The sequence below is a fragment of the Haloarcula argentinensis DSM 12282 genome, from assembly GCA_000336895.1.
GTDB classification, from domain to species: Archaea; Halobacteriota; Halobacteria; order Halobacteriales; family Haloarculaceae; genus Haloarcula; species Haloarcula argentinensis.
Genome location: AOLX01000026.1, coordinates 200,841 through 213,620 on the forward strand (window position 1 = coordinate 200,841; position 12,780 = coordinate 213,620).

At 61.7% G+C, this 12,780-nt stretch carries 11 protein-coding genes and 1 tRNA gene; 2 read left to right on the forward strand and 10 right to left on the reverse strand.

The genetic code is table 11. The features are described 5' to 3' along the window. Window positions 1-168: 168 nt before the first annotated feature. From C443_RS17620 to C443_RS17645, 6 genes are all read right to left on the reverse strand, one after another. Entirely contained in the window at window positions 169-2,016 is a 1,848-nt protein-coding gene (locus tag C443_RS17620; RefSeq protein WP_005538075.1) for a phage portal protein, read from the reverse strand. A 2-nt stretch (window positions 2,017-2,018) separates the two neighbouring features. Beyond that, complete coding sequence (locus C443_RS17625; protein WP_005538076.1) at window positions 2,019-3,395, reverse strand: phage terminase large subunit; 1,377 nt, start codon at window positions 3,393-3,395, stop codon at window positions 2,019-2,021. After that, window positions 3,379-3,873, reverse strand: a complete 495-nt coding sequence (locus C443_RS17630) for a hypothetical protein (RefSeq protein WP_005538077.1) — start codon at window positions 3,871-3,873, stop codon at window positions 3,379-3,381. Before C443_RS17630 ends, C443_RS17625 begins: the two co-directional genes overlap by 17 nt. 10 nt (window positions 3,874-3,883) lie before the next feature. Then, entirely contained in the window at window positions 3,884-4,129 is a 246-nt protein-coding gene (locus C443_RS17635; RefSeq protein WP_005538078.1) for a hypothetical protein, read from the reverse strand. Continuing rightward, a complete protein-coding gene (locus C443_RS17640; RefSeq protein WP_005538079.1) occupies window positions 4,129-4,443 on the reverse strand; it encodes a hypothetical protein in 315 nt (104 codons plus the stop codon). Before C443_RS17640 ends, C443_RS17635 begins: the two co-directional genes overlap by 1 nt. Window positions 4,444-4,640: 197 nt before the next feature. Continuing rightward, window positions 4,641-5,207, reverse strand: a complete 567-nt coding sequence (locus C443_RS17645; protein WP_005538080.1) for a hypothetical protein — start codon at window positions 5,205-5,207, stop codon at window positions 4,641-4,643. 195 nt (window positions 5,208-5,402) lie between these two features. Here C443_RS17645 and C443_RS17650 point away from each other — a divergent pair, with 195 nt between their 5' ends. Then, window positions 5,403-6,572 (forward strand): hypothetical protein, encoded by a 1,170-nt coding sequence (locus tag C443_RS17650; protein ID WP_152423065.1) that lies wholly within the window; start codon window positions 5,403-5,405, stop codon window positions 6,570-6,572. Window positions 6,573-6,888: 316 nt separating this feature from the next. Here C443_RS17650 and C443_RS17655 read toward each other — a convergent pair whose 3' ends face one another. From C443_RS17655 to C443_RS17665, 3 genes are all read right to left on the reverse strand, one after another. Then, window positions 6,889-10,533: a hypothetical protein gene (locus C443_RS17655; protein WP_005538084.1), complete on the reverse strand. Its 3,645-nt coding sequence runs from the start codon at window positions 10,531-10,533 to the stop codon at window positions 6,889-6,891. Next, a complete protein-coding gene (locus C443_RS17660) occupies window positions 10,521-10,745 on the reverse strand; it encodes a hypothetical protein (protein ID WP_005538085.1) in 225 nt (74 codons plus the stop codon). The genes C443_RS17655 and C443_RS17660 overlap by 13 nt, the downstream gene beginning before the upstream one ends. A 135-nt stretch (window positions 10,746-10,880) precedes the next feature. Continuing rightward, a tRNA-Met gene (locus C443_RS17665) sits at window positions 10,881-11,025 on the reverse strand. Between the two features lie 145 nt (window positions 11,026-11,170). Between C443_RS17665 and C443_RS17670 the strand changes: the two genes are divergently transcribed. Continuing rightward, window positions 11,171-12,181 (forward strand): DUF7115 domain-containing protein, encoded by a 1,011-nt coding sequence (locus C443_RS17670; RefSeq protein ID WP_005538086.1) that lies wholly within the window; start codon window positions 11,171-11,173, stop codon window positions 12,179-12,181. 166 nt (window positions 12,182-12,347) lie between these two features. Here the strand turns inward: C443_RS17670 and C443_RS17675 are convergent, their stop codons facing one another. Next, window positions 12,348-12,737: a DUF5830 family protein gene (locus tag C443_RS17675; protein WP_005538087.1), complete on the reverse strand. Its 390-nt coding sequence runs from the start codon at window positions 12,735-12,737 to the stop codon at window positions 12,348-12,350. Window positions 12,738-12,780: the final 43 nt, after the last annotated feature.

Sequence of the window (12,780 nt, forward strand, 5' to 3'; positions counted from 1 at the left end):
GTTGTAATCCATCTCCGAAGTGACGACTCACCTGGTGGCAATTCATATCCTCGTGCCTTCATGTTAGATAACGGATGGCTGGAGGTCACGCACCCAGACGGACATACGCCAGAATCAGAATATTTCTCACCATCTGAGGTTGAAAGTTTCTACGAACAATAACTAAGCTCACGCTCCAATCTGGGGCCAGCCGCTGGTGTCAGTCAACTCCTCGTAGACGTAGTCCCACTTGACGTTCTCGTGGTGGAAGGAACCGTGACTGCTGGCCTCTTTGAGACCTTGCCACGTCTCCTCAGGGACGTCGAGGTAGACGTAGATCCGGTCGACTGGGTCGCCGTGGAAGCGGATGTAGAGGTCCCGCGTCTGGCGGTCGTAGAGGCCGGCGACGAGGTTGCTGCTGTCAAACTGCATCATATCAACCCGGGTCTCGTCGGGCGAGAGTGGGTCGTCCGCCTCGACCGTGACGCCAGAGCGGGTGCCGACCTTGTTCTCTTTCGGTGGGGCGTCCTCGGGCCGGCTGGCCTGGGTTCCCGACGCGTCCTCGTCAAACTCGCTGCCGACGTTGGCGACCAGCGTCTGTCCGTCGACGGGGTGGTCATCCGGCAGTGGGTCCTGGCCGATCATATCCAGCGCTCGGTCAACCGGGATTGCACCACGGACAGCCTGAATCTTCGACCGTGCGGTTCGCGCCTCTTCGGCCGGCTGGTCGGCGCCGCGCAACACGAAGTCGATCGTCCAGTCGTCGACGCCGAGCGCGGTCTGGTGCAGGATGCGGTAGAGCCGTGCCTCAAACTTCGCCTGCTCCGGTGCGATGACGTCTTCGGCGAACTCCTGAACCTGCGCCTGGGAGTTCGACCGGTTTGACGTGTCGGTGACGTTGATGAGGATCGGCGGCACCTCGTGCACCTTCGCGATCTCGTGTTCGTTGCGCCGGCGGAACTCTTGGAACTCCATGTCGCCCTGGTCCGTCGCCCCCAGCGGTTCGAACTCGATCTCGACGTCGCTTGGGTCGCCCTCGGCCAGTGGGTCGTCGCTCTGGAACTCGAAGCCGTCGACCTCGAGGATCGCGGTCCGGTACCGCTGGCCCTTGAGGTTCTGCTGGAGTTCTCGCAACTCCTGCTTGCTCTCCTCGGTGAGCGTGCCGCCGTAGACCTTGATGGCGTAGTGAGGGATGCCTAGGTTGTCGAACATATCGTGGTTCATCTCTTGGGCGGCTTCGTCGGCGGCCATCGTCCGCATCGAGGCGACCCAGTCCGGGATGCCGTAGTACAGTGACAGTGGCGACGGGTTGGGAATGAAGAGCAGCTCGTTGGCCGGCCCGTTCGGGAGATCCTCGGCGCTCGATGCGACCTCTCCGGTCTCCTTGTCGACGAACGTCGGGTCGTCGCCGTAGCGGTCGCCAGCCTCGCCGAAGTAGCGCCGGCGCCCCTGTCGGATCTGGACGTAGCCGTGACCACTCTCGATCTCTTCGCGTGTCTCGCCGTTTGCGGTCTCGATCTCCGTCGTCGTCTTGCGAACGCGTGTCGTCGCCGACGGGACGTGGGCCAACCCGACCGGCGTGCCGTCGCCCTCGACGAGGATCTCCAGCGACGCCCACCCGATGCCGTGGTAGTCGAGCCGGGACAGTTCCAGTACCTCCTCGGGCGTCGCAGCGGTCGTGTTCTCGGGGCCGATCGACCACTTCGAGTCCGAGCCGTGCCAGAAGTTGTTGACTGCCTGGTACGCATCCCCGTCTGGGTCGGGGCTGTCGGCGCTTGGGTGCGGGACGATGTCGAAGCCGTACCCACACTCATACCGGGCCTTCTTGCGAAGGCACGCTTGATGCGTCTCGTTGAGTTCTTGGAACGAGGCCAGCGTTTCGGGATTGTACGGCGGGACGATGCCCCGACCGACGTCCGTTGCGATGCGCCGTTCGTCTAGCTGTGTCGTCTCCTTGGCCTTCTGCATCGCCCCGCTGTTGCCGGGCGTCGAGATGGACAGGGAGACGCGCGCCTCGTCAGATGTGTCGTCTGTCATGATTAGAGATAACTCACTCCGCTGGAGTTGTCGCCGTCGCGCTTCTCGGCCCGGCTGGCCGCTGCGGCGAGTTGGTCGAACTTCGAGACCGCCAGCGCGAACCCATCAACGCTATCGTCGTAGCCGTTGTCCGGCGCGTGGTATTTCGTATACCCCGTCTCCGAGACGTCCTCTTGGAGTTGCCGGAGTTCGAGATGGAGTTGGTCCAACGCGGGGATGTCTGGGACGGTCAGGTCGCCAGCCTCGACGAGCGTCGCCAGCGTCTCGATGAGCTGTTTCTTGGTTTTCGGCGAGAACGACACCGGTTCGATGTTGACACCAGCGCCAGCGAGGTCGGCGACGATCTTGTTGTCACGGGAGGCATCGGGGATGACTACGCCGCCGTACGTGCTGTAGACGCGCTTGGCGTGGGCTTCGATGCCGTCCCAGGACTCATTCTGGCCGCGGTGATAGTACGCCAGCTCGCCGGCGGCGTCGACGGCGAGGGTCACGCGATAGTCTCGCGAACGAGCGAAGTCGACGCCGATGGCGACCGGGCGAGTGACGGCGTCGGGCGACCGCCGGACCTCGCCGACAAACTCGCCACTCGGATCGTGCTCTTGATCGACAGTGACGTCGTAGTCACCGGTGAACAGCTTGTCGTCAAGCTCGCGAAACACCTGCCCGCCGTCATCGGGGAGCTGCGCCAGATACTCGCGCTCGAACAGGTGCGGTGGAACCGTCCCACGCTTGTCCTCGGGGTTCTCGGCCAGAAACGGGTTATCGGAACTCGTCGCGTGCCACGACGCGTACTCAGGATGGTCAGCGGACTGGCCGTAGTCGTAGAACCGATGGAACCACGACCGCGGCCGGTAGGGTTTGGAGATGAACAGCGCGCAACCCCGCGTGTCCAGTAGCATCGGTTCGAGGTCGCCATACCAGATCCCCTCGCGCATCTGGTCGGCCTCGTCGAGGATGATCCGGTCGACGCCCTCGCCCTGGAGGCTCTGGGGCCGGTCGAACGTGCGGAACTCGATACGAGCGCCGTTTTCGAGTTCGATATAGCGGGGTTTGGACTCGCCGTAGTCCGCAATCCAGTCGTTCGGGATGGCGCTTTTGACCGTGTCATAGCCGTGTTTATTGGCCTGGTCGTAGGTCGGCCCGACCCACCAGACGAGGACGCCCATCGGGTCATCCGGTCCCCACTGCGAGCCCCACGGCCGGCGTGCGTATTCGATGGTGTCGATCGCCCCGGTGATGTTCTTGCCCGCTCGCCGGCCCCAGCGGCAGACGCGAAACCGAGCGTCCGACTGGAGGACTTGGCGCTGTTTCTCGTGAACCGAGTACTCCGGCGCCGGCTGGAGTGGGTCGGCCGGGATGTCGTCAGTTGTCGTCGCCATCGTCACCTCCGTAGGTCACAAAGTCAGCGGTGACGTCGTGGGTGGCGTTGACCTCAGCGTCGAGTTCTACTTCTTGACGCTCGGTCTTGATGAACTTGAACGACCGCTCTAGAAGGAACCGGGCGAACGAGACGTCTATCTCGTCGTCGGGGTCAAGTGCCCGCCGAGCGAGTCGTTCGGCCGCTCTCGCACGCGCACGCTTGAAGCTGTTAGAAAACTCCTCATACTTGTCGAGGTACTCGTACAGCGTCGGTCGGGAGATACCGCCCTTGTTGGCGACCTGCTTGAGATTCAGCGGCCCGTCGGCGGCGTCGAGGAGATCCTCGCGGGCCTTCTCGAACTTCGACGGCCGGCCACCGTCGTCGGTGTCGGTTTCCTCAGTGTGGATGCCGCACCGACCGTCGTCGTACTTCGCAGTGTAGTCGCACAGCTCGCCGTCGTTCTTGATTTCGCCGCAAGTCTCTTCGTCATCAGTCATGGGTAAACAGTTACTCGTCGCTGTCAGTGTCGTCGCCCTGGACATCGGCTGCCTCGTCGAGCGCCGCACCGAACGTCGCCCGACCGAACACGGCGAACCCAGCGGCGATGACGATGGCGAGGATGACGACCTCCCAGAGCGTGCCGAGTGGGTTGCCGGTGAGCTGGCCGTGGGCCCACAGCGCGGTGACCGTCGCGATAACTGCGGTCCCAACGGCGGCGCGAAGGGCTCGGTACGGTCGTTGGGGTCGTTGCATCAGTTGTCGTCCCGATTGGTGGTCTGTTGCGACCGGACCTCGGCGAACGCCGTCGCGAGGGCCGCGTAGTCGGCGGCGTCGATGCCGTTGTAGAGGCCGAGCGTGGCGATACTGAGTACGGTGATGATGGTCGCATCGGCGTTAGTGAGAAACAGCGCCGTCAGGGCAATGCCGATGATGCCAGCGTTGACGAGGATGGTGCGCAGGATTTTCAGCGTTTTCAGCATCCGGAGGTCACCACCCGACCGAGCGATCTCGCAGTAGTCGTCGGCGAGGACGTCGTGGACGTACCAGGGCCGTTGTGTCTGACTCATGATGCATCGTGGGCCCCGGCCCGGTCGGTTAGTCGGCTGGCGGTGCTTGACTGAATCATAACTGTCCGGCTGGGGAGTTGCACCCCGCGCTCTGTGTGAGCGTACTGAATCCGGACTGGGCGGTCGACGTCGGAGTGACGAGCTGGGCCGACCGGTTGACTGGCGATGCGGACCCTACCGCCGGACTACGTGGCGGATCATCGGGGCCGGCGACCCGCTTTGACGGCTCTCGCGACGGCCGTCGAGAACGTCCCGAAGTCGTCGCCGGCGTAGTCTGGGTCCCGCTTGAGCTCACCGACCTCGACGAGCAATGCAAGCGGATCGTGAGCGGCACCGAACTCAGTTAGCGTCGCGATGATGCCCACTGCAGCTTCCAGGGCCTCGCTGCGAGACCGTGTCGACGGTGATCGGTGGGTGTCGACAGCGCCGCAGAACGCACATGCCGTCGACGAGTCGAGATTGTCGCCCGGCGGGTTCGCGTATTCGGTGCGGCCGGCGAGTTGCTCTTGTTCGTGGTACTCGCGGTCGGCGGTGTTCCATCTGGGCTCACCTTCCGGGAGATCGTACTCGACGAAACACAGAATGTCACCGACGCTGCGGCCCCAGTTGTGGCCGAAGTTGTGCTGGGCACGGATCCGTCGGTAGCATTGCTGGCAGCATAGGCTGGGGTCTGCGACCAGCGTCTCGAAGACGACCTCAGGTTGATCGGGGACGTCGACGTCGTCGGTCGCGATGCTCGCGGTGGGTGAAAACTGGATACTCATAGCTGGGGGAGGTCACCGCCGGTGTAGAGCGGCTGGGGAAGTGGACGTGAACTACTACAGGGGCGTTTGTTAAACCGGATCCGCAAGCGGCCTTTACCACTGCGGGTCCCACGGGATATTCACAACTCTGATGCCCGCTTTCCAGACGCCCATGTTGAGTGCGCACATGATGTCCCTCTCACGATTTGCACTTGGATGAACAACTGGAATAGGGTATCCAAAACACGCAAAAGAAAAAGAGTTTGTGACCTGAAAACAACGGCTGTTACTACTAATCTCATGCAAGCAACTCCCAATAATCCAGCTGCAGCCGAATTAACTCTGCTACAGTTTGTTGCGTTAGCGCTTCCTGCTGTGGCAATTCTTCTCCAAGCAGTAATCCAGCAACATGATCAGATGGATGACTACTCTTCGCAATCTTGGACGGAAATTAAACTCATTCAATACAGTTTTTATGCGTTAGTTATGTCTGGCTTAGTCTTCATTTATCCTATATTTATTGAAAATAGCTCCATATATGTCCAAATAGGGATTCTGATCGCAGGCGGTGCCCTACTACTCTTGATACCTGCAACTTGGTTTGGTCTACGTAGGGGTAGGTATGGAACAAATAAATTTGAGACTCCTGAGAAAGAGGCCAAATCAAAACTGAAATTATACGTACCATTTATGATTGGCGCAGCAGTTATCGGATTAATAGCAAGATTTCTTCCAACTATTTTAGGTACGTTCACAACAGCCTCTATAGAAAATTCAGTACCCTTCATAAACAACGTGGTAGTCGGTGCAGTTATTGCAACTAGTATATTATTATTCCTACAATTAGTAGAAATATATACTAAATTCAAGGCGCGTGACCAAGCACAGCAGGCCTGGAATGAAACATTAATTAAGAATCTGGAGGAGATTGAATCGCTATTAGAATCTTACTCACTAGAAGACGATGCCGGTGTGAGACATTACAAATATATGCTGAAGAAATTAAATAACACCTCAGAAATATTGGGGGAGTTGATAGAGGACGTGCCTGAGGGGGTTGACGAAGATCGCTTGCGAAGGGTACAGGATTTATCTAATCAATTATCACTTCTCCAGGACCTCACTGGAGCGTTAATATCTGCCCTTGAGGATGCCCAAGCATTCGATAAACGGTACCAGAGCTTAGTCTCCGAGTTACAATCCACCCGTATGGGTATAGATGCGGAGGCCGAGGATGCCTCAGCAGAAATTAATAGGTTAGAGGATTTGAAAAATAGTACAGAAGAAAAACGAGAAAGACAGTTGAACCAAGTTGAAGATTTAGAGGCAGACATTTCGGAAACAATCAGCCAGATAAACTCAATCATAGAACTGTTACACGATTAAGAGAAGTTATAAAATGGTCTGCGAGTCAGTCGCTAGATTTGTAACGGGGGCTTCGGGCGTCTTTTCCCGGGCGATAATCAATTAATTCCTGCTCTTGCAACACATCAATTGCATCCCGAGCTGTTCGGTCAGGTAGGGCGGTTCGTGCCCGAATCTCAGCCAAACTCAGAGGGCCACACTCGTCTACAATCAGGTAGACCAGTTTTGCTGACGGCGGTACGTCCGCAACCTCGGGGGAGAGTGTGAGATCTGTCATAGGGTAGAGCGGTGGCTGTCTGGCCGTCCCGCGAACGGCCGTGAATCGGTCATCGAGTGGTCAGTCTGAGGCCGACCGCCAGTCCCAGACTGCTGTGTCTCCTTGGTCATCGGTGCTCGCTCCGGTCGTGGGTGCGTCGACGGCAGGGGCGGTGTCCCGAATCGCCAACGACCACGTATAGGTATCCAATACGGCATCGTTGGCAGTCTCGCCCAGGTCCACAACGCCGGCGTTGGGCAGCCCATCATCGGCGTACAGCGTCGCACCGTGTGCGCCGCCACCCTCGAAGGCCTGCACCACGTCCATGCCCTCGAGGCGATGGAGCGTCTGGCGGACGTGCTCTTTCGTCACGCCAACGGCCTCGGCAATTTCCCGAGCCGTCTTTGACGTCGTCGACGACCGGAGTTCCTCTACGATGGCTCGCTGCGCGTCGGTGAAGGTCCACTCGATGCCTGACACCTGGACGTCGGCGAAGTCAGCTGGCATCGCGTCGGTTCGGACGAACACCGTCGCGTGGCTCTCGGGGTCGTCAGGGTTCCGGGCGTACCGGCCGGCGGCCTGGGCCGTGTGATTCTCACGAACACTCGCGAGGATGGCCTGGGCAGTCTCGGCGTCGGGGCCCTCGAAACCGCGCCCGTGGGCACGCTCTTGGGCACCGTCGACGTCGACCGTCTCCGGCGCCGCGTCCAGGTCGAGCTCGGCCAGCAGGTCGAGAACGAAATCGTCGCCGGGGTCGATGGATCCCTCGACGAGACCGACGTCCTCGTGAGCGAAGTCGTTCCGTGACTTCTCCTCGCCGTAGTGCATCGTCCGGTCATCGACGTCGTTGACGCTGGCGTCATCGAGGATTTCTTGCAGCTGAGACTCGACGGCGCTGGTCGTGATGGCGGTCCGGAATCCATCGCCGTACTCCTCGCGGAGGTGCTCGACCATCGTCTCGACTTGGTCGCGCTGGAAGTACTCACCGCTCGCGAGCGGCCGGGTCGCCTCGCCAACCTGGACGACGCGAAGTCCGCGCTCATAGCGGCGCCAGAGTCGCCGCTCCTCGGGGTCGAGCACCGCGGTGGTGTCGATGTGAGGGACTGTGTTGACGGCCCACACCGGCTGGGCGGGGTGGGCGTCCAGCCCGATCACACTGCGGGCATGTGAGAGGTCCGGTACCGTCCGCACTGTCCGGATGTCGTTGTCCTCGTCCATCGCGACGGTCACCCAGACGCGGTTCCACCCATCGCCCTCGCCGGCGTTGGCGTCGAGTCGTGGTGGCTGGTGGGGTGTCTTCCCGACCCGGCGGCCATTTCCTCGGTCTTCGGCATGGAAGATAGCCCTCGCGAGGGCTGGAGCGAGGGTATGAGCGTCGGGCTCGGAGATGTACCACTCCCGGTCGGGCTCGAAGTCGAGACAGTGTTGGAGCTGGTCGCGCTCTTTGCCGGCGTCGCCACCCCAGCCGTTGTGGTCGACCAGTGAGATGAACGACTCCCAGGTGGTGACCGGCGCGTCAGCAGCCTGGAGGAACGCGGTGATGGCGCGCTCGATGCGCTCTTTCGTGAGGTCCTGCTGGAAGTCGGGTTCCTCGTCGATGACGATGTTCGCGGACTGCCGGAGTCCGGGGACGTGGGCGAAGTTGTGGGTAGCGATGACGAGCGACCAGTCGCCCTCGCGGAGGACCTCCCACTGCTCGATGGCAGGACACTTGGCCGACTCGCCTTCGTCAAAGTCGCCCTTTTCGTCGTCGTAGGTCGTTGATGACCCGATACAGCAGGGGAGTGTCGTCGACTGGTCGTTGTGTTCGGCGAGATACTGGTGGGCGGCCGAGAACGGTATGCCCTTCCCCTCGCACTGAGCGTCGAGCCACTGACTTGCGGGCTCGCCCTCGATGGTGATAACCTGTCGGTCGGCGTCGGCCTCCCGAGCATCACGGGGATCGTGGTCACCCGCAGCGACGGGGCAGGCCTCGTGTCGTGACTGCAGGACGAAGTGCTCGCCACCGTGTTCCGCAGCGGCCTCGGCGGCTTCATCGCGAGCGTCGCGGGTGGCCGACAGGTGGACGACCGGCTGGTCGCCGGTGACATCGTCAAAGGCGTCCCATCGGGAGGTCGCGACGGCGTAGGACTTCCCCAGCGATGTCGGTGCGTCGACGACAGTCTCGTCCTCGTGGCGCATCGCCTGCTTGATGGTGTCGAGTAACTCGTCGCGAGCATCGTCCGTCGACGGCCACTCTAGGCCGCGCTTCTTTGCGGCCCGGCGCCGCTCTCGCTGCGGAAGTGCTTCGAGCTGGCCGAGCGGTAGTGCGCTGGTTGGCTCGCCGTCGACGTCGTCGTCTCGGGCCCACGCGTCCTGCAGGAGCGGGTGGGCGTCATCGTGATCACCGTCATCGTCGACACCATCGTCTTCGAGCTCGGGGATGTCGAAGCCGAGGTCGCGGAGGTGCTCGACACCGGTCCACCAAGTCGCGCCGGACACACCGCCGGCGGCTTGCTCCGGGCGGAGTTCGCCGGCGTCGATGGCGGCCATGACCACAGGGCCACCGTAGCCACCGCGGTCGCCGGTGTCCATCCATCGCTCCGAGTTGACGATGTTCGCCGTCCCGTTGGAGTTCGGCCCCCAGGTCGGCGCGAACGCGCGCTCGCCATCGCTCGTCGACGCTGAGTCGTTCCAGCGGTGGACGATAGTCCGCTCGGCGACGCGCTGGGCATCGAGGCAGTCCAGGGCATGGAAGATGTCTCGGATGTCGGTCGTTGTCTCGTCGGTGGACGTCGCCGTGGGCTCGTAGTCAGAGCTGTCGAACTCTTCGCGAGCGGCGGCGGGCTCGTCGATACGTTCAGCCTGACTGGCGGCGACCGGGTCGTTGACCTGCACGAGCGTCTCGACAACATCATCGTTCCACTCACGAACTTCGGTCGGCGTCCCGGCCACGTGGTCGCCGGTCATCACACAGACACGCTTGCCGGGATACACTTCGATAGCGGGGAGGTCGTCGTTGCTTCCCCACGGATCGTCGTCGAGCTGCCACGACGCCTGCTTGACGCCGTCGGGAAGCTCACCGCGGTAGATGGCGTGGGCGCCGGCGCCAGACTGGGAAATGTCGGCGTAGGTCAGCCCAAGGTGTTCGAGCATCGCGACGAACGCCGGATGGAGCTCGCCGGTCTCAGGATCCCGGACATCGTCGCCGTCGACGTAGGCGAACGGGTCGTCGGGCTGTTGCAGGAACGCCCGGCCGTCGAGACGAGGGTCGACCTCGGCCATCGCGATGTCCTCGCCGTCGAGGTAGTGGCCGTCGTAGCCCCACTTGTACCGAGCGTCACAGTCACACGTCGACGCGGTAGTATGGCCGTCCTTGCTGCACTCGGCGGGGGCATCACTGTCTCCCCACGGTGCGAATGGCTTCTTATTTTGGTGGCCCATCCACTGCTCGCGCTCAAGCAGCGCATGCGGGTAGACATCCGGCTCCGAGTTAGCCCAGTCGGCTCCGCTCCAACGATCCCATTCGGGATCTCGCTGCGGCCGTGATGGTGACCCGCTTACGCGGTCCCCCGTATTTTTACTTGAATCTTGTCCAGATTCAGGGGTGTCCTCGTTGAGGACCTCTGCGACATCGGTCGGTGGCTCGCCGAGCGCACCGGCGATGGCGACCATGCTGGCGTCGGGATTGCGTTCGAGGTAGTTCTCGACACGCTCCCGCAGCGAGAGGTCGCTCAAGGCGACCACCTCCAATCGTCGAGCGTTGTCTGGCCGTCAGTGTCAGGCCGCTCAGGGCCGTCACTGGGATGGGGGACGTTCTCGACTCTTTCCTCGCCGTCGGCATCGAGACAATCGTCGACGACATCGACGGTTTCGCCGTTGTCCAGTTCCGGCCGCTCGGTGATGTGCTGGACAGTCCCGTCCAGAGCGGGCCCGTCGTAGGAGACACGCCCGCTCATGCCTGACACCCCGCAGTTTCCACTGCAACATTCGGATAACTATCTATTGCGTTATGTAATTCATTATCGGGGTAGCCGGTCAGATAGCCGTCGTTAGAACGGTTCTGCCGATGGGTATGTAAAGTTTCAGAGTAGTGCCCGGGGAGGGCTCCGAACCCTCGATCTCCGCATGGCCCAGGTCTGGGGCGTGACGAGCGCCCCGGGGTCATGACGGGTGCACTGCCGCATGAGTCGAAAGACCCTATGAGTGCGGCGCTATGTCCAGCTAAGCCACCCGGGCGCGGGTGCATTCAGGCGTTGGCCGTTAGCCGTCTTGAAGGTTCTCATCTCTGCCGGGACTGTGGCACAGTCCCACGCTGTGTCCGCCTGATCGGCGCTGATAATCGACCCGCGGATTTAAGCCACCACGCAGGTATGCAGGCAGTATGGAGATACCAGACCTCGTCCAGCAGGAACTCGGGGACGAGGAGATCCGGGGCGGTGTCAACCTCGGCGACGAAGACGCGGCCTGTTTCACACCGACCCGGACGCTCGTCTACCGCGGTGAGGGCCTTCTCAGCGACGAGAAGGTCGACAGCTATCCGCACGACTTCGAACGGCTCACGGTTTCGGAAGGCCGACGCAAGACCAAGTTCTCGCTCATCTACACCAGCGAGAAACTCGAACTGTCTGTTCCCGGGAGCCGCAGCGACGCCGTCCTCGAACGGCTACTCGAAGGGAAGCTCACTGTCTCGGGCGGTATCGACCCGGACGAGAGTCTCGCCGGCGTGTTCCGGTTCAGCGAACTCACGTTGGTCGTTACCGACCGCCAGCTACTCAAGCACATCGGCAACGTCTCCTGGGATGCCGACTACGAGGCGTTTTCCTTCGACGACGTGACCGGCCTGGAGTTCGAGGAGGGGAGCGTCGCTACAGCTGTCGTCCTCTCGTTCAACGAGCGGCCAGAGCGGATCAAGGCACCGTCCGAGCAGGCACCGATGGTCCGGAAAACACTCGAAGAGGCTCTCTTCGCGTACCACGAGGTCAGTTCGCTCGCTGAACTCAATGCCAAGGTTGGGGCCAGTTCCGAGAAGAATGCCGACGAAGCCGGCAACGGCCTCGGCCTCGAATCCGGCATTGACCCGCTTGTGAGCAACGACGAGCAGGGCGGTGACGGTTCCGAAGGTGAATCCACGAGCGCCAACACGCAGACCACGACCGCAGCGACCACCGAACAGGGAACCACCGCCGAAGCCACGACGGATTCCCAACCCAGTGACGCATCCGGCATCGACACCGACTCGGCTGAGCCGGACACCTCGGCAGACCCCGACGTCGCTGAACTCGAAGCACAGGTCGCCGAACTGACCGCCGCTGTCGAGGCCCAGAACGAACAGCTCCAGAAGCAGGAGCGCACCATCAAACAGCTCATCAAGGAACTCCGCCAGGGCCGCTGAACCGTCTGTTTTTGACTTTACTCGCGTGTTTGGGGGCGTTTGTCTAGCGTCGTGACCGCGGCCACGACCTCGCTGCCACCAGGGCCGCTCTGCTATTGCGCTACTCGCAGCTCCTTCCGTCGCCGTTCGCATCAACGAGGGCCGCTCACTCCGTTCGCACCCCTCGCTACTCCCGCCCTAACACTTTCCGAATGCACGTCGACCCGAACGGGCCCAGTTCACCGCCGTCGAACTGGACGAAGTGGCCCGTACTGACAGCCGCGCCACAGCGCTGACACGAGAACTCCCCCTCACGAACGACTACGTCGCTGTCGAAGTTCACGTACGATCCCTGTGACCGCGGGCGGACGACGCCGTTCTCGCGTTCGATGAGACCTCGCATCACTGCGGTGTCGAGGATCTCGCGCTGGACCTGCGGGTTTGTCGTCACCGTCTCGATACGGTCGAGCGCGTCGGCGACGGACAGCTCCCCGTGTTCCAGATGGGCGAGTAGTTCGACGCCGAGTTCGACCGGGTCTCGCGTCTCGGACACGATCGCCGATTCAACCCCGAGCAACGTAAAAGATACCACAAAGCGTTTGTCGATTGCTACCGCCCAA